The following is a 17,322-nucleotide window of genomic DNA, read 5'->3' on the forward strand; positions in this document are numbered from 1 at the left end:
GCCGATACCTTCAGTCATCCGCCCAACCTCCCTTTCCCAAGCAGCCCTGCATTGACTGTCCTGCGCCTTGGCGCGAGGACAGGGACTGCTCATGAGAATGGGGCAGGAGTGCCAAAGTCGCCCGTTATATGCTGTTAGCGCCTGTTAGGCGGGTGCTGCCCCGGGGCACCGGCCCCGCTGCCGGGGGCGTGCGGCTCCCGACCAGCCTGGGGCCGACGAGCGTCATCAGCAGCATGAGCGCCATGGGGAAGAACAGCAGCACGTCCAGGCCATAGTGATCGACCGCCAGCGAGATGCCGGCCGGCCCGACCAGCATGCCGGAGAAGCCCACGCAGTTGACGATGCCGATATTCCGGCCGGCGTTGCGCGGGTCCTTGCGGCCGGCGCTGGACAGCAACAGCGGGGCCAGGCAGGACATGCCCAGCCCGAACAGCGCGAACCCGATCAGGGCGAGCCGGGCGTCGCCGAGTTGCGCGAGAACCAGCCCGGCCAGCGACACCGCGCCGCTGGCCATGACCACCCGTGCGGCGCCGAAACGCTGGGTGAGGCGGTCGCCGATCAGCCGCCCGATGAATTCGGCGCCGGTGAAGCAACTGATGGCCAGTCCGGCGAAGGCCGTGGTCGCACCCAGTTCGCGGTGGATGAACTCCTGGCCCCAGTCGCCCACCGCGCCCTCTCCCACCATGACCGCAAGCAGCAGCAGGCCGAAGCCGAGCATCAGCAGGAACGGGCGCCCTTCGCCACGCTCGGCGGGCAGCGCTGTAGCGTGCCCGCTTTGGGTTTGCGCCAGCACCTCGTCCTTCTCCAGCATGAAACCGCTGAACGCGAGGCTGAGCAGCAACAGCAGCGTCCCCGTGATCGCGAACGGGTACAGGGCGCTCTGTGGCTGCAGGCCAGCGAAATAGCTGCCCAGCATGCCGAACAGGAAGCCTCCGAGGGAGAAACAGGCGTGGAAGTTGGACATGATGGGCCGGCCGTAGAAGCGCTCGACCTGCACGCCATGGGCGTTCAGCGCCGTCTCGGTGGCACCGCGGAATACGCCTAGCAGCACGCCGACGGACAGTGCGAAGCAGAATTCGCTGGCGAAGCCCAGGGGAATGATCGAAAGCGGATAGAGGATCACCGCGACGCGCACGACCTTACGCGCGCCGAAGCGGTCCAGCAGGCGGCCGGTGAACAGCGCGCCCGCCGCCGCCCCGGCCCCGATGCCGAAGGCGAGCATGCCGTAGTTCAGGTCGCCGGCGCTGCCCGCCAGACCTAGCTGGTGGCGCAAGGCGCTGACGCCTGTGGACCAGATGTACATCATGCCGCCGATCATCATGAAGCCCAGGATGGTGGCCAGGCGCGCATGGCGGATCCTGCGCGCGATTCCGGTGTCGTTGCGTATTGTCATTGTTCTGAGCAACCCGTTGGAAAGGAGGTTCGAAGCGGAAAAGGGGCCGCGATGACGGCCCCCTGGATCACCGGGAGGAATCTACCCTGCCCGGCGGGCCGGACGCCAAGCCGGCGGATAGCCGGGCAGCGAATGGCCGCGGATGGGATGAAGGCAAACGCCGGGCCGCCTTGTGGGCGCCCCGGGTGGAACCCCGCCGGGCGAGCCGGCGAGACAGGCGGCGGATTATCTCTCGGCTTCGTAGCGCGCGCGGTTTTCCGCGTTCGGTGGGTACAGGCCCGGCAGCGAGGCGCCGGCATCCACCTGTTGCATGATCCAGCCCTCCAGGCGCTCCTGTTCGGCGGCGATTTCCACCACCTCTTCCAGCAGCCCCTTGGGAATGAGCACCGCGCCGTCGTCGTCGACGACTATCACGTCGTCCGGGAACACCGCGACACCGCCGCAGGCGATCGCCTCCTGCCAGTTGACGAAGGTCAGCCCGGCCACCGACGGCGGCGCCGCCACGCCCTGGCACCAGACCGGCAGGCCGGTGCCGAGCACGCCGGCGACGTCGCGCACCACGCCATCGGTGATCAAGGCGGCCACACCGCGCTTGTGCATGCGCGCGCAGAGGATGTCGCCGAAGATGCCGGCATCGGTGACGCCCATGGCGTCGACCACGGCGATGCAGCCCTCCGGCATGGCTTCGATTGCCGCGCGGGTGGAGATCGGCGAGGACCAGGATTCGGGCGTCGCCAGGTCTTCGCGGGCCGGCACGAAGCGCAGGGTGAAGGCCCGCCCGACCAGGCGCGGCTGGCCCGGGCGGATTGGCCGGGTGCCGCGCAGCCAGACGTTACGCAGCCCCTTCTTCAGCAGTACGGTGGTCAGCGTCGCGGTGGAGATGCCGCTGAGAATCTCGCGGATGGAAGGATCGAGTGTCATCGCCATGTCCTCAGATGCTGGAGATCAGCCCGCCATCCACACGGATGACGGAACCGGTGATGTAGGAAGCGCGAGCGCTGGCGAGGAAGGCCACCGTGTCGGCGTATTCCTGGGGTTCGCCGTAGCGGCCCACGGGGATGGAGTCGGTGCTCTCGCGGGATACTTCTTCCACGCTGCGCCCTTCCCGCTCGGCCTTCTTCTGGTCGAGGAAGCGGATGCGGTCGGTGGCGATCCGTCCCGGCAGGATGATGTTGCTGGTGATGCCGTCGCGGGCGACTTCCCGGGCGAGGGTCTTCGACCAGCCCAGCAGCGATAGGCGCAGGGCATTGGAAATGCCCAGGTTGGGAATCGGCGACACCACGCCCGACGAGGCGCTGGTGATGATCCGCCCCCACTGGCGCTCGCGCATGCCCGGCAGCAGCCGGTCGGTGATGGCGATCACCGACAGCACCATGGCCTGGAACTGCTTCTGCCACAGCACCGGATCCTGGCCGGCGACCGGCGTCGGCGGCGGGCCGCCGGTGTTATTGACAAGGATGTCGACACCACCGAAGCGCGCCTCGATCGCTGCGGCATGGCCTTCCACCTGGGCGAGGTCGCCGAGGTCCCAGGTGAGCGCCATGCCCTGGGCGCCAGCGGACAGCAGCGCATCCAGGGTGGCCCGGGCCGCCTGCGGGTCGATGTCGGCGACCACCAGGTTCGCCCCTTCCGCAGCCAGGGTGCGTGCGATGGCGCCGCCCAGCCCTCCTCCGGCGCCCAGTACCAACGCGGTCCTGCCTTTCAATTGAAGATCCATGCCTTGCCCTCTTTTTGGTTCGCGCGCCCTGCGGGCGCCTTGGGTAATGGGTGGACGCCGGCCGCCCCGAACCGCGGGCAGCCGCACGCCTGCGCCAGGGCCGCAGGCCCGGGCGTGAATCGGAAAAACCGTGTTTCAGCGGTGCTCGGCGAAGGCCGCTTCCACCGCCAGGCCCAGGGCCAGAACCTCGTCGTCGCGGCCCTGGACCGCGGAGATCAGCGCCGAGGTCGGCAGCCCCTGGGGATCGACGCCGGAGGGGATGGCCACGCCCGGCATGTTCAGGAAGCTGCCGATCATGGTCAGGGACAGCGTGGCCATGTTCGTCGTGGCGAACAGCGCGTCGTCCCGTTCCAGCGGTGCCAGTGGCGGCGCGACGTGCCTGACCGTCGGCATCGCCAGGAAGGCGCCGTCCAGCTCGGCGGCGATGGCTTGCAGCAGGCGCTGGCGGGCCGCGCGGATCGCCGCCACCCGCTGCGCGGGAATGTCCGCCGCGCTGCGCAGGCGGCTGCTGACCCGATGGTCGATGACGCCGCCCTGCGGACCGCTGACCAGGTCCTTGAGGAAATCCCAGCCTTCGATGGCGCCCAGCCAGCCATCGCGTGGAATCAGCTGGCGCACCTCCGCCACCGCCGCGAGCCGCCGCCATTCGAGCCTGGCGCCCTGCGCTTGCAGGTGCCGCATCAGCGTTAGAAAATTGCAGCGCACCGCCGGCTCGATGCCGCCGTCGTCGAGAATGCCCGCCTCGATGACCAGCCGGCTGCCCGCGAGGGGCGCCGCCTCGATCAACGGCGCACGCAGCCCGCGCATCGCGGCGTCGAGCAGTACGCAGTCGCCCACGGTACGCGCGATGGGGCCAAGGCTGTCGAGGCTGCGGGCCAGCGGATGCACGCCCACCATCGGGTAACGTTCTGGCGAACTCTTGAACCCCGCCAGCCCGTTGAAGGCCGCCGGCACCCGCACCGATCCGCCGGTGTCGCTGCCCAGCGCGGCGCTGACGATGCCGCGCTGCACCGCCACCGCCGAGCCCGCCGACGAACCGCCGGGGGCCCTGGGCTCGACGCCCGGGAAATCCGGGGTGGGCGTGCCGAAGTGCGGGTTGAGGCCCAGCCCGGAGAACGCCAGCTCGCTCAGGTTGGTCTTGCCCAGGGCAATCATGCCGTTGGCCCTGAGGGCAGCCACCACCGCGGCATCGGCCTGCGCCGGCGGCACCTCGCGGCGGGTCAGGGAGCCGGCGAGCGTCCGGCTGCCGCGCACGTCGAAGATGTCCTTGATCGCCAGCGGTATGCCGTCCAGCGCGCTCAGCGCCTGGCCCCGGGCGCGCCGGGCATCGGCGGCGCTGGCCTGCGCCAGGGCCTCCGCGGCGAAGAGCTCGGTGAACACGTGAGCGCTGCTGCGGGCCCTTTCCAGCGCCGCAGTCACCAGCGCCAGCGCCGTCGTTTCGCCCCGTTCGAGGGCGCGGGATGTTTCTGCCAACGTAGCCATGGGTTCCTCGACTTCCTTCAGACCGGGTACCGGAATGCGCCTAGCGCAGTTCTGCGACCAACTCCACCTCGACGCAGGCGCCGCTGGGGATCTGCGCCACGCCGAAGGCGCTGCGGGCATGCTTGCCCGGCGCGCCGAGGATGTGTTCGAGGGTTTCCGAGAAGCCGTTGGCGACGATGTGGTGTTCCCGATACTGCGAACCGCTATTGACCAGGCAGAGCACCTTGACGATGCGCGCGATGCGGTTGAGGTCCCCGGTCGCCGCCTGCAGGGTGCCCAGCACGTCGATGGCGATGTTACGCGCCGCGCGGACGCCGGTTTCGGTGTCCATGTCCGTGCCCAACTGGCCCACCCAGGGCTGGCCCTTCTGCTTGGCGATATGCCCGGACAGGAACAGCAACTTTCCCGATTCCACGAAAGGCACATAAGCGGCCACCGGAATACCCGGCGGGCTCAATACGATACCGGCTTCTTCGATGCGTCCGTAAATGGAATTCGAATCACTCATTTCGACTCTCTCGGGATATTATAAGCAGCAATAAAACTCAAACTTTAGAGCGGCACTAACAGCTGAACTTTCGACGCTAGATTCTTTCAATCCGAGGCTTGATACAAGTTACTCTTTTCATCTAACCTGTAAATCAAACTAACATCTCAGCCTCGTGCAAGAGGGACTCCGAAATGCCCAGCATTCCTCCGCTCGCCAGCCTCCGCGCCTTCGAGGCCGCGGCGCGCCTGCGCAGCGTCACCAAGGCCGCGGCCGAGCTGAACGTCACGCATCCGGCCATCAGCCACCAGATCAAGCAGCTCGAGGACCACTTCGGCGTGCAGATGGTGCAGCGCGTCGGACGCGGGATAGTGCCCACGCCGATTGGCGAACAACTCTCAAATCTACTAACGGATTCATTCCAGCAGATCGAGAACTTCTGCGATGAAATAATCCGCTCCAAGAAAGGCAAGACACTGTCCGTCGCCTCGGTTGCCTCATTCGCTTCACGCTGGCTCATTCCGCGACTGCCGAAGTTCATGGCGGCCCATCCGGATATCGATATCCGGGTCATTTACGCGCCCCATGAAATATTCGAGATGCGCAGTGACTGCGATGTCGTGATCCGTTACCAGGCACACCCCGTCGCGGCCAATGAAGTGGGCGTCGAACTCTTTTCCGGTGAATCCCGCCCCCTGTGCAGCCCCGCCTTCGTGGCCCGCTACGGCGACCTCTCGACGCCGGAGAAGATCGCCCGCGTACCGCTGCTGCACGACAACGACCGCGAGGTCTGGGCCTCCTGGTTCAAGTCCGCCGGCGTCGAGCTCAACGCCCCGCTGGCCGGCATCGTCTACGAAGATTTCAACCTGATGAGCACCGCCGCCATCGCCGGCCACGGCGTGGCCCTGTGCCCGGTGGAGCTGGTGCGCGAAGACATCGCCCAGAACAACCTGGTGGTGCTGTCCGACATCGGCGTCAAATGCGATGGCAACTACCTGCTGTTGCACCGCAAGGTACCGAGCAACACCGTGCTGACCTTCCGCGACTGGATGCTCAAGGAAGTGAAGCGCGACGCAGGCAAGCCGGCTCGCGACTGACTTGCGCCGCCCAGGGCTCCGGCTCAGTGCTCGAACAGCCGGCCGAAGCCCTTCACCGGCGCAGCAGCCTTGCCCAGGCGCAGGGCATGCCAGAAGGTGGCCTGGTTGCTTGAGATGACGAACTTGCCGGTTTCCCGTTCGAGCCTTTCGATCACGTTCAACGAACGGATGGCGGTGCACGACAGGAAGATCGCGTCCGCGCTTTGCCAATCCAGCGCAAGCGCCTGTTGCAGCAACAGCTCCTCGCTGATTCGCGCATGGTTGTCGTCCAGGTCGACGCCCAGGCACGCCACGCTGCTTAGCTCCAAGCCATTGGATTCGAAGAACGCCACGGCCGCCTCGGTCACCGACAGCGTATAGGGCGTCAGCATGGCCACGCGCTTCGCACCGACCGCGCGCAGGGCCTCCACTACCGCGATCGCCGGGTTGGTCACCGCGATGCCCTCGCGGCCAAGCTGCACGGCGGCCTCCACTTCCGGCGTGCCGATCAGCATCGAGGCGGCGGTGCAACCGAACACCGCCACGTCCAGCCGTGAACGCGGCAGGATGAGCTGCGCGATGTTGGGCAGCTCGCGCTCCAGTTCGCGGAAGGTCTCCTCGGTGTTCGGCTCGCGAAGCCGTATCCGGGTGGTGAACACGGCCACCTCGTCGGTATTCGCCATGCGGTGGAAGTCACGCTCGATGGCGACATCGGCGGATAACGCGATCAGGCCGACGCGCAGCTGTTCGCCATAGGCGGGGCCGGCGGGGGTGGGAATGCGGATTTCGTTGATTTCAGCGCTCATCGTTGCTCCAGCTCAGAAGAAGGTACGTATGGCCGAACGGACGTCGTAGGCGTCGTCCACCACGGGGATCAGTTGCCACTTGTCGAAGGTGGTGCAGGGATGGGAAATGCCGAAGCCGATCAGGTCGCCGACCTGCACGTCAGCCTGCGCGTCGCACTGCACGAATGCGTGCTGGTCGTTGAGGCGGGTCACCCGGTACTGCGCATCCAGCGCCCTGGGCCGGGCGCCGAAGGCCGGCCGGTAATGCAGGCGCGCCACCGGCATCTCGAAGTCGAAGCTGATGTCGCGCTTGCCCACGGTGACGATGAAGGTCCCCGGCTCCGGGCGGGACTGGACGATGCCCCACACCTCCAGCGCCCCCGCCAGGTGCGGGGCGATGCCATCCAGTTCCGGCTGGCGCGCGAGCAGGCGGTCGAAGGCCCGCGCATAGGCCAGGTGGTCGTGGGCGAGGTAGCAGCCGCTGCGGATCACCACCACCTGCCCTTGCGGCGCGCGCCACTCGCTCAGCCGCTTCACGACGATGTCGAAGTATTCCGACCCGCCGCTGGACAACACGATCTCCCCTGCCGCGAACCACCCCGCCGCCAGGCAGTCGCTGGCGAGCCCGAGCATGGCCTGGAGCATGCGCTCGATGCGCGGCAGCTTGTCTTCCTCCGGCAGCCCGGGGAACACGCTTTCGTAGGACTCCAGGCCACGCAGCTCGACAATATCGCTACCAGCTATGCGCTGCGCCAATGCGCACGCTTCGGCTGCATCGCGCAGGCCCGTGCGGCCACCCGGCGCGCCGACTTCCAGCAGCACGCCGAGGCGGCGTTTCAGCGCCCTGCCCCGCCCGCCTTCGAGCAGCGCCTCCAGGGACGACGCGGAGTCGACTATCACCAGCAGCTCGGCACCCTCCTCGCGCGCCAGCTCATCGAACAGCAGGGCGACGTTCTGCCGGCCGAGCACCTGATTGGCGATGAGGATGCGCGGCACACCGAAGCGGCGCAGGACCGCCACCTGGTTCGCGGTGGCAGCCGTCAGCGCCCAGGCGCCGTCTTCCAGCTGGGCCTGGAACAGCTGCGGCGACATGCTGGTCTTGACGTGGGGCGCGATCCGCGCGCCGGTATGGCGCAGGAACGCTTTCATCCATTCGCGGTTGTTCTGCACGGCGCTGCGCTTGAGCACCGCGACGGGGAACGCCAGATCCTGGTTCAGCAGGTTCCAGCCCTGCTGGCCGATCTCGCGGAACGCGATGGGCGCCAGTGTCGGCGGCAGACCCTTGCAGGTGCCGTCGACCGGCTGCGCATCCAGTGCCTGCATGGCCCGCTCGAAGGCGGCGGGCAGTTTCGGCTCGATGTCGTTCATCGCGCGGCCCGTCATGCCAGGTAGCGCAGGGCGATGTCGGCGAAGATGCGCGCGGAGGCTTCGAGCTTGTCGAGCTCGACGTACTCGTCCACCGAGCCGCTTTTGCCCACTTCGCCGGGACCGATGATGACCATGGGGACGTTGAGCGCGGGCGCTATCACCGCGGCGTCGGAGTAGTAGGAAACCCCGGTCACCACCGGCTCGGCGCCGCGCTCGGCGGTCACCGAGGAAACGCACAGCGAGACGAAGGGGTGCTCCAGCGGGGTGTCGATCGGCGGCTTCTCGTCGACGACTTCCAGGCTGACGTGGGGGCCGGCGATGGCCTGGAACTGCTGGACCACGTCGTCCGCGGTTAGGCCCGGCACGGTGCGGATGTCGATGCAGGCGTGGCACTCGGGGGCGATCAGCGGCCAGGAAATGCCGCCCTCGATCATGCCGACATTGACGGTCGGCGAGCCTAGCATCGGATGCACCGGGGCCTGCAGCTTCAGGTCGCGCACCCGGCAGAGGAACTCGGCCATGCGCAGGATCGCGCTGCCGCGATCGCCAGTGCGGTCCGCGGAGAAGGCGTTGTGGCCGTACTCGCCCTTGGCGGTGGCGCGAATCCACAGGGCGCCCTTCTCGGCGGTGAAGACGTCGAGGGAAGTCGGCTCGCTCACCAGCAGCGCACCGGCGCCGGCCAGCGCGCCACTCTCCACCAGGTGCTTGGCGCCCAGGCAGCTGGAGTTCTCCGCCGCGCTGAAGGCGAGGATCAGGTCGCCCTGGAGTTCGTCCTTGCGCTGCTGCATGGCGATGCCGGCCACCACCATGGCGGCCAGCGCGGCCTTCATGTCGGTGGCGCCGCGGCCGTAGAGGCGGCCATCCTTCACCAGCGCGCCGAAAGGCGGCACGCTCCACTCGGCCTCGTTGACACTGATGGTGTCCAGGTGGGCGGAGAAGATCAGTGCCGGGCGCTGGCCCTTGCCCTTGATCCGGGCGACCACGTTGGCGCGGTTCTCGCCGATGGATTGCAGTTCGCTTTCGATGCCGAAGTCGGCGAGTACCGAGGCGACCAACTGGGCGGCCGGCAGCTCGTTGCCCGGCGGATCGAAGGTGACCAGTTGGATCAGCCGGCGGGACAGATCGAGAAGCAGGGTGTTGTCGATGTCGCTCATGAAACCTTCTCCAGGGCAGTGAGTGTCGCTCCCGCGTCGGCGCGGGCGGCGAGCATGATCGGTACGGCAGGAGCATCCACGGGGGCTCGTCCCGGCCGCTGGAGCCAGTTAACTGTCTCCCGCACGGGGGCTCAATTGATTAAATTTGCGTACCTGTAAGCTGGGCTTACACGAGCCCGGGCCCAGCAAGGACGCGCCTCGCCGGCCGGCGGTCGGGCATAAAAAACTGCCGCCGCACCGGGTGGGCGCGGCGGCAGAAAGCGTGGCAAACGGGTGTTTCGAGGCGCCTCAGCGGGCGTTGAAATGGCCCCAGGCATCCGCGCTGGTGTAGGTGGTGACCTGCTTGAGTTCGAGGAACTCGTGCATGCCCCACTCGCCCAGCCCGCGACGGAACCCGCTCTGTTTCACCCCGCCCCAGGGCGCCTGGATGAAAGCCGGCCCCGAGCAGTTGGCCCAGACGATGCCGGCGACCAGTTGCGCGGCGACCCGCTCGCGGCGTTCGCCGTCGTCGGAGAGCACCGCCGCCGCCAGGCCGTAGCGGCTGTCGTTGGCCAGTTCGATGGCCTGCGCCTCGTTGCCGAAGCGGGCGACGCAGAGCACCGGGCCGAAGACTTCCTCGCGCCACAGCACGTTGTCGCGGGAGACATCCAGCGCCACCGTCGGCAGGTAGAAATAGCCCTTGTCCAGTTGCCCGGGAGCCTCGCCGCCGCATAGCAGCCGGGCGCCCTGCTCCACGCCCTGGCGGACCAGGGCGGCGACGCGCTCGCGCTGGGCCGCGCTGATCAGCGGGCCGACCTGGGTCGAGTCGTCCAGCCCCGCTCCGACGCGCAGGCCCTGCACCGCGTGCCGCAGCTTCTCCAGCAGCGCGTCGAAGATCGAGTCCTGCACCAGCACGCGGCTGGTGGCGGCGCAGACCTGCCCCTGGTTGTACATCGAGCCCATCAGAATCCACTCGACCGCATGGTCCAGGTCGACGTCGTCGAAGACAATCATCGCCGACTTGCCGCCCAGCTCCAGCGCCAGGTCGCCGATCAGGTTGGCGCGCGCCTGCATGACCTTGCGGCCCGACTCCGTGCCGCCGGTGAAGGACACCTTGGCGATGCCCGGGTGCGCGGCCATGGCGGCACCGCATTCGCTGCCCAGCCCGCACACCACGTTCAGCACGCCGGCCGGCAGCCCCGCTTCTTCGGCGATGCGCGCCAGGCACAGGGTGGTCAGGGAGGCTAGCTCGGAGGGCTTGAGCACCACCGTACAGCCCGCTGCCAGAGCCGGCGCCACCTTCCAGGCGGCGTTCACCAGGGGGAAGTTCCACGGCACGATCAGCCCGACGACGCCCGCCGGCTCATGGCGCAGCTTCACTTCGAAACGCGGGTCGGACACTTCTACCGGCGTGCCCTGCTGGCCGTCCAGCGCTTCGGCAAGCCCCGCGTAGTATTCGAAGCAGGCCACGGCGTCGCTCATGTCGTAGCGCGCCTCGGTGATGGGCTTGCCGCAGTCGCGCACTTCCAGCTCGGCCAGGGCGCCGGCCTGTTGCTGGATGCCGGCGGCGATCGCCCGCAGCAGACGGGCCCGCTGCGCGCCGGTGGTGCGGCGCCAGCCGGCGGCCAGGGCGGCTTCGGCGGCCTGCACCGCGGCGTCGACCTCCGCCGCGCCGCTGCGCGGGATTTCCGCGAAGTTTTCTTCGCTGGCCGGGTCGGTCACCGGCAGCGTTTCGCCGGACAGGCTCTGGCACCAGCGCCCATTGATAAAGTTGAGATTCTGCATCGTTGCCTTCTTCGGTGTTGTTGCTGGACAGCTGTCGTCGAGCCTCAGGCCGGGATCTTCAGGCCGTTGCGACGCTCTTCGACGATGAGTTCCGCAGCGCGCTCGCCGATCATGATCGAGGGCGCGTTGGTATTGCCGCCGACGATGGTCGGCATGATCGACGCATCCACCACCCGTAGCCCGCGGATGCCATGGACGCGCAACCGGGCATCGACCACGGCCATATCGTCGCTACCCATCTTGCAGGTCCCCACCGGGTGGTAATGGCTGCCGGAGAGGTAGCTCATGTACTGGTCGATCTGGGCGTCGGTGGTGCAGTTCCGGCTTTGCGCGAACTCTTCGCCCACCAGGGCCCGCAGCGGCTCCTGGCGGAACAGTTCGCGAGCCAGGCGGAACGCGCGGCGGTTGGTGGCCTTGTCGGCCTCGTCGCTGAGGAAGCGGTGGCTGATCCGCGGCGGGTCCAGCGGATCGGCGGAATTGAGCGTGACCTCGCCGCGGCTCCGGGGGCGGCAGACCGCCCACTGGATCGCCAGGGCATGGCGGCGCGGCCAGGGGTCGTTGGCGCTGTTGGGGTTGACCGCGCTGGGGAACATCAGGAACTGCACGTCGGGCCGGGCAAGCTCCGGCAGCGTCTTGACGAAGGCCAGGGCGTTCATCGGGAATACCGAGAACGGTCCCTCGCGGCGCACCACGTACTGCAGCAGCGCGGACACGGCGTTCACCGGGTTCATCAGGCGGTAGTAGGTGTCCGAGGTGCGGCTTTCGTACTGGATGGTGGAACCGAAGTGGTCCTGCAGGTTCCGCCCCACGCCGGGCAGCACGTGGCGGGTGGCGATGCCGTGCTCGGCGAGCAGCTCGGGATCGCCGACGCCGGAAAGCATCAGCAGTTGCGGGGACTGGTAGGCGCCGGCGGACAGCACTGTGTCCATTCGCGCGCGGAAGGTCGCCTCCCTGCCCTTGTGGCGCACCACCACGCCCTCGCAGACGTCGCCGTCGAGCAGCAGGCGACAGGCGACGGCGCCGGTCAGGATGGTGAGGTTGCCGCGGTCCTTCGCCGGCCGCAGGTAGGCGCGCGCCGACGAGCAGCGGGCCACCGATTCATGGGTGTGTGTGTACTGCGACCAGGCGAAGCCTTCCTGGCTGGGGCCGTTGTAGTCCGGGTTGGCGGCGAAGCCCATGCGCGTGCCGGCATCGATGAAGGCCTGGTAGACGCTGTGCTGGTAATGCCCGAACGAGGTTTCCAGCGGCCCGCTGTCGCCGCGCAGCGGGCTCGGCCCCGCCTCCCAGCGCTCGGAGCGCATGAAGCACGGCAGGACCGAGTCGAAGCCCCAGCCCGGGTTGCCCAGCGCTTCCCACTCGTCGTAGTCCAGGGCGTTGCCGCGCACATAGAGCTTGCCGTTGATCGACGAGCTGCCGCCCAGCACCCGCCCGCGCGGCAGGTCGAAGCGCTGGCCCTGCAGCTCGGGCTCCGGCTCGGACTTGAACGACCAGTCGTAGCGGGTGCCCACGGTGACGGCCTCCCCCAGGGGGAAGGAGAAGCGTGGGTCCCAGTCCTTCGGCCCGGCCTCCAGCAGCAGCACCGAGACCGCCGGGTCCTCCGAAAGTCGGCCCGCCAGGGCGCAGCCCGCCGATCCGGCGCCGACGATGATGTAGTCGTATTGCTTGGAGCCACTCATGCTTTCTTCCCCGAAACCCGCTTCTCGCCGGGTGTTAGCTTGTTGACGGCCGCCCGCACGATGCGGTCGACCGAGATGGCCAGCGCCGCGATGCCCAGGCCCGCGATCAGGCCCTGGCCCGGCTGCACGCGGCCGATGGCCGAGAGTGTTTCCGCCTCCAGCCCCTGCGCGCCCACCAGGGCGACCACGATCAGCATGCCGAAGGACAGCATGATGGTCTGGTTGACCCCCAGGAGCATCTGCGGGAACGCCAGCGGCAGTTGCACGTGGAAGAACTCCTGCAGCGGCGTGCAGCCGTTCATGCGGGCGACTTCCTTGTACTCGCCGCCCACCTGCTGGAGGCTCGCGGCGACGTAGCGGCTGACCGGCGCGAGGCCGAACAGGACGATGGCGACGAAGGCGGCGAAGTCGCCCACCTCGAAGAGCACCACCACCGGAATCAGGTAGACGAAGGCCGGCAAGGTCTGCAGGGTGTCGGCGAATACCTCCAGCACCGCGTAGGCCCGGCGGTTGAGGCCGGCCAGGATGCCCAGCGGCAGGCCCAGGGCGATGGCGGTGAGGGTCGAGACCATCACCAGGTACAGCGACAGCATCGCCTTGGGCCACAGGCCGAACAGCGCCACGGAGCCGAGCAGCAGCACCACCATCGCCGCCAGCCTGCGCCCGCCGACCGCCAGCGCCAGGGCGCCCATGCCCAGCAGGGTGGTGAGCCAGCCGAAGGCGCCGAACAGCTCGCGAGCCGGGCGCAGCAGCCAGGAAATCATGCCGTCACGCAAGGCCGACAGCTCGGCCTGGTAGGCGAGGTTGAAGACCCGCAGCTGCTGGTTGAGGAACTTGCCCGGCTGGAACTCCAGCGCGCTGGGGAAGTGCGCGGCCGCCGGGAAGAACCACACGGCAACCACGCCCAGCAGCACGATGGCCAGGCACAGCGGCAGCAGCGGCAGCCTGCTGGGCGCCTGACACTGCTCGGGGCGTCGCATGACCCAGGTACGGCAGGCGCGATCGAGCATGATGGCCATCAGGGTGATCGCCACGCCAGCCACCAGGGCCCCACCCAGGCGCATGGACTTCAGGCCCTTGAGTACCTCGGCGCCCAGGCCTTCGCCGCCGATGATCGCGCAGATGATTACGGTGGAGAACGTCAGCATGATGACCTGGTTCAGGCCCGTTAGCAGCGTCGCCCTGGCCGCCGGGACCTGCACGCTCCAGCAGCGCTGGCGCGGGGTGCAGCCGGTGATCTCGGCCAACTCGATGATCGAGCGCGGGGTGCGGCGCAGGGCGAAGGTGGTGATGCGCGCCATCGGCGGCATCGCGTACACCACCAACGCCACCAGGCCGGCGACCGGACCGAAGCCGAAGAACACCACGATCAGCACCAGGTAGGAGAAGATCGGCAGCGTCTGCATGGTGTCGTAGAACGGCTCCAGGATCGCCTCGGCCAGCGGGTGCCGGTACGCCAGGATGCCCAGCAGCAGCCCCAGCCCGCAGCCGATGGGAATGGCGACCATCACCGTCACCAGTGTCTGCAGCGCGGAGTCCCACAGGCCGGTGAACAGGAAGTACGCCAGGCACGCGCCCACCAGCAGGGCCAGGCGCTTGCCACCGAAACGCAGGCTGGTCAGCAGGCACACCAGGGCCACGGAGAACCACGGGATGGCGGGAATCCACAGCGGGCCGCCGCCGAACAGGCTGAACCTGAAGCCTTGGGTCAGCACGCCGGTGAGTAGGCGCTCCGGCCACGATAGCAGCGACGCTATTGCCCGGGTGAGATCGACGAGGGTCCAGGGCCCGACGCTGAGCGCGGTGACCGCGCCGAGAAAGCGGGTGACGTAGCTGCCGGCATCGACCGCCCAGGCCTGCGGGAAAGTGCGCGCCCACTCCAGTTGGTTGAGCAAGGCCAGCAGGCCGAGGGCAAGCGCCGTCAGGGCGACACTCAGCAGCGGGCGCAGGGCCTTGCCCGTGCGCGGCTTGCCGGCGGAAGCGTTGTTGTCCGGGGTGGCCGGCTCTGCGAGCAGGTTCGTCATGGCAGGACTCGTCATTTCTTCAACCACTTCGAGTAGGAGGCCCGGGAAACCTGGCCGACGACGGCGCCGTCGGCGTCCACCACGGCGATGGGGCGGTCCGCTTCGATGAGGCGCTGGGCCGCCTGGCCGACCTTCATCTCCAGGCTGAACGGCGCTTCGCCGTCCATGTCGGCGCTGGCGGGTTCCAGCAGCGCCCGCAGCGAAACCACCTTCTCCCGCGGGATGTCCTGCACGAACGCCTTCACGTAGTCGTTGGCCGGCCGCAGCACCAGGTCCTCCGCGGTGCCGATCTGGAGGATCTCGCCGTGCTGCATGATCGCGATCCGGTCGCCCAGGCGCACGGCCTCGTCGAAGTCGTGGGTGACGAAGACGATGGTCTTGCGCAGGCTCGACTGCAGGCGGATGAACTCGTTCTGCATCTCCTTGCGGATCAGCGGGTCGAGCGCGGAGAACGGTTCGTCGAGGAACCAGATCGCCGGGTCGGTGACCAGGCTCCGGGCGATGCCCACGCGCTGCTGCTGGCCGCCGGACAGCTCGTGAGGGTAGAAGGATTCGCGGCCGGCCAGGCCGACGAGCTCGAGAACCCGCCGGGCCTCCTGCAGGCGCTGTTCGCGCGGCATTCCGTTCATGCGCAGCGGGAAGGCGATGTTCTCCAGCACCGTGAGGTGCGGCAGCAGGCCGAAGTTCTGGAAGACCATGCTGATCTTGCGCCGGCGGATGTCCCTGAGCTGCTGGCTGGTGGCGCTGGCCAGCGACTGATTGGCGATCATCACCTCGCCACAGCTGAGCGGGTAGAGCCCGGTCAGGCAGCGCAGCAGCGTGGACTTGCCCGAGCCGGAGAGCCCCATGAGGATGAAGATCTCACCCTCGCGCACTTCGAAGCTGGCTTCGCGCACGCCGGTGATGTAGCCGAGCCTGCCGAGCGTTTGCGCATCGCGCGGCTGGCTTGCATTGCTGAGATAGCGCTCGCAGTCGGTCCCGAATACCTTCCAGACGTCGACGGCCTTGAGGGCAAGAGACTCGTTGTTCTGTACAGAAGTCGACACAATCATTACTCCCACGAAACCCGATGTTCGGCTGTTCGACGATTGCCCCAGGGCAATGCCCGTTGAACGGCCGACCGCTATTTCGCCCAGCCTTGCACCAGGTCCGCGTGCGCGGATATCCAGGTGTCGGCCTCCTCCTCGGGGGAACTTCCTTCGTTGTCGATCTGGTCCATCGCCTTGGCGACGGCGCCCTTGTCCAGGGTGAACTTCTGCAGGATCTTCTCCGCCACCGGTATTCGCGCGAACGCGGCCTTGTTGCCCAGCTTCAGGACGTCCACCTCCGGGCGCGAGTCGGGGAATTGCACGAAGGCGCCGGGGTTCTTCTCGGTGAACCAGTTGGGCGTGTACATCCAGCCCAGGATGGGTTGCTTGCGATCGATCGCGCCCTGGAAGGTCGCCAGCAGCGCGGCCGGGGAACCCGAGTTCACCAGGGCGAAGGGCAGTTCGAAGTGGCTGATGCGCTCATCCGAGCGCGAACCCCAGTCCGCCGGCGCATCGACGAAGCGCCCCTTGGGCGCGGTACCGGCGGTGGCGAGGGCCGCCGCGCACTTCGGCTGCTTGAGCGCTTCCCACGAGGGCAAGCCCGGGCAGACCTCCACCAGGTACTGCGGATACCACCAGCCCTCGGTGACCTTCACGCCGGTAGGCCCGTAGTTGTTGACCTTGCCGGAGGCCAGGGCGGCCTTGGTCATCTCCACACCCGTGGTCTGCCATGCGCCCAGGGTCACGTCGATATCGCCCGTCTGCACCGCGGTGTACTGCGCGGCGGAGTCCACGGTGACGTATTTGACCTCGTAGCCCGCCTGCTTGAGCGCCTGGCCGTACACGGCGGCGATGAAGTCCGAATCCGATGAGTTGATGAACGAGATCTTCACCGGTTCGGCCACCTCGGGAACGGCCGCCTGGACCGTGGCGATGGAGGCTCCCAGCAACGCCAGCATGCTGATGATCAACTGGCCTGACTTACGATTCTTCATACTCGAACGCCCTCGATGAATTGTTCTTGGAGGATTGGGCAGTGGTCATGGGTACGGCAGGAATTCGTTCTTGTTCTTCACTTCGGTTCAGCAATGGCCGCTCCGGTAAAAACGGATTACAGGAGCGACCGCCGTGGACTCACAATGCCCCCGAGGACGGGGCCCAACAAGTCACTTTTTTTGGCCACCTGTAAACGCCATGAACGGTTCCGGCAAAGCCCGCGCAGGCCCATGGCCGTGCGGCTTCTGGGCTGTTCCGAAGAGGCCGTTCGCGCCCTCGCCCGCCTTCGCGAAACGCATGGGTTCCATGAGTTTTGCCCGTTTTGGAAAAGCCCCGGGCGCGGCCTAGTCTGGGTTCGCCCTGCAACCCAAG

General features: G+C 67.8%; 14 protein-coding genes. 1 reads left to right on the forward strand and 13 read right to left on the reverse strand.

The genetic code is table 11. From position 1 onward, the window contains the following. Positions 1–124: 124 nt before the first annotated feature. The 5 genes from PM1_RS15240 to PM1_RS15260 all read right to left on the reverse strand — a co-directional run bounded on the left by PM1_RS15240 (position 125) and on the right by PM1_RS15260 (position 5,100). Entirely contained in the window at positions 125–1,393 is a 1,269-nt protein-coding gene (locus PM1_RS15240) for an MFS transporter (RefSeq protein ID WP_009621937.1), read from the reverse strand. Between the two features lie 225 nt (positions 1,394–1,618). Continuing rightward, positions 1,619–2,314, reverse strand: coding sequence for a ribonuclease activity regulator RraA (locus PM1_RS15245; RefSeq protein ID WP_009621935.1), 696 nt, complete (start codon positions 2,312–2,314; stop codon positions 1,619–1,621). A gap of 10 nt (positions 2,315–2,324) precedes the next feature. Continuing rightward, complete coding sequence (locus PM1_RS15250) at positions 2,325–3,110, reverse strand: SDR family oxidoreductase (RefSeq protein ID WP_009621933.1); 786 nt, start codon at positions 3,108–3,110, stop codon at positions 2,325–2,327. A 135-nt stretch (positions 3,111–3,245) separates the two neighbouring features. Beyond that, on the reverse strand, positions 3,246–4,592 hold the full coding sequence (locus PM1_RS15255; RefSeq protein ID WP_009621931.1) for an amidase family protein: 1,347 nt from the start codon (positions 4,590–4,592) through the stop codon (positions 3,246–3,248). A 40-nt stretch (positions 4,593–4,632) separates the two neighbouring features. Next, positions 4,633–5,100 carry a RidA family protein gene (locus PM1_RS15260; protein WP_009621929.1) on the reverse strand — a complete coding sequence of 156 codons (468 nt, stop codon included), beginning with the start codon at positions 5,098–5,100 and terminating at the stop codon, positions 4,633–4,635. 173 nt (positions 5,101–5,273) lie between these two features. Here PM1_RS15260 and PM1_RS15265 point away from each other — a divergent pair, with 173 nt between their 5' ends. Then, a complete protein-coding gene (locus PM1_RS15265) occupies positions 5,274–6,176 on the forward strand; it encodes a LysR substrate-binding domain-containing protein (RefSeq protein ID WP_009621927.1) in 903 nt (300 codons plus the stop codon). A gap of 23 nt (positions 6,177–6,199) precedes the next feature. Here the strand turns inward: PM1_RS15265 and PM1_RS15270 are convergent, their stop codons facing one another. The 8 genes from PM1_RS15270 to PM1_RS15305 form a co-directional block, all read right to left on the reverse strand. Then, a complete protein-coding gene (locus PM1_RS15270; RefSeq protein WP_009621924.1) occupies positions 6,200–6,961 on the reverse strand; it encodes a maleate cis-trans isomerase family protein in 762 nt (253 codons plus the stop codon). Between the two features lie 12 nt (positions 6,962–6,973). Further along, positions 6,974–8,308 (reverse strand): hypothetical protein, encoded by a 1,335-nt coding sequence (locus PM1_RS15275; RefSeq protein ID WP_024128911.1) that lies wholly within the window; start codon positions 8,306–8,308, stop codon positions 6,974–6,976. 11 nt (positions 8,309–8,319) lie between these two features. Further along, positions 8,320–9,462 carry a M20 family metallopeptidase gene (locus PM1_RS15280; RefSeq protein ID WP_009621920.1) on the reverse strand — a complete coding sequence of 381 codons (1,143 nt, stop codon included), beginning with the start codon at positions 9,460–9,462 and terminating at the stop codon, positions 8,320–8,322. A gap of 288 nt (positions 9,463–9,750) precedes the next feature. Next, positions 9,751–11,226: an aldehyde dehydrogenase family protein gene (locus PM1_RS15285; protein WP_009621918.1), complete on the reverse strand. Its 1,476-nt coding sequence runs from the start codon at positions 11,224–11,226 to the stop codon at positions 9,751–9,753. A 44-nt stretch (positions 11,227–11,270) separates the two neighbouring features. After that, positions 11,271–12,902, reverse strand: a complete 1,632-nt coding sequence (locus tag PM1_RS15290; protein ID WP_009621915.1) for a GMC family oxidoreductase — start codon at positions 12,900–12,902, stop codon at positions 11,271–11,273. Then, the gene (locus tag PM1_RS15295) at positions 12,899–14,926 is read right to left on the reverse strand and encodes an ABC transporter permease (protein WP_009621913.1); all 2,028 of its coding nucleotides are present in this window, start codon (positions 14,924–14,926) and stop codon (positions 12,899–12,901) included. Before PM1_RS15295 ends, PM1_RS15290 begins: the two co-directional genes overlap by 4 nt. An 11-nt stretch (positions 14,927–14,937) precedes the next feature. After that, positions 14,938–15,972: a quaternary amine ABC transporter ATP-binding protein gene (locus PM1_RS15300; RefSeq protein WP_009621911.1), complete on the reverse strand. Its 1,035-nt coding sequence runs from the start codon at positions 15,970–15,972 to the stop codon at positions 14,938–14,940. A 77-nt stretch (positions 15,973–16,049) separates the two neighbouring features. Further along, positions 16,050–16,949, reverse strand: a complete 900-nt coding sequence (locus tag PM1_RS15305) for a glycine betaine ABC transporter substrate-binding protein (protein ID WP_009621909.1) — start codon at positions 16,947–16,949, stop codon at positions 16,050–16,052. Between the last annotated feature and the right edge of the window lie 373 nt (positions 16,950–17,322).

The organism is Pseudomonas sp. M1, assembly GCF_022760135.1.
Classification (GTDB): domain Bacteria; phylum Pseudomonadota; class Gammaproteobacteria; order Pseudomonadales; family Pseudomonadaceae; genus Pseudomonas; species Pseudomonas citronellolis.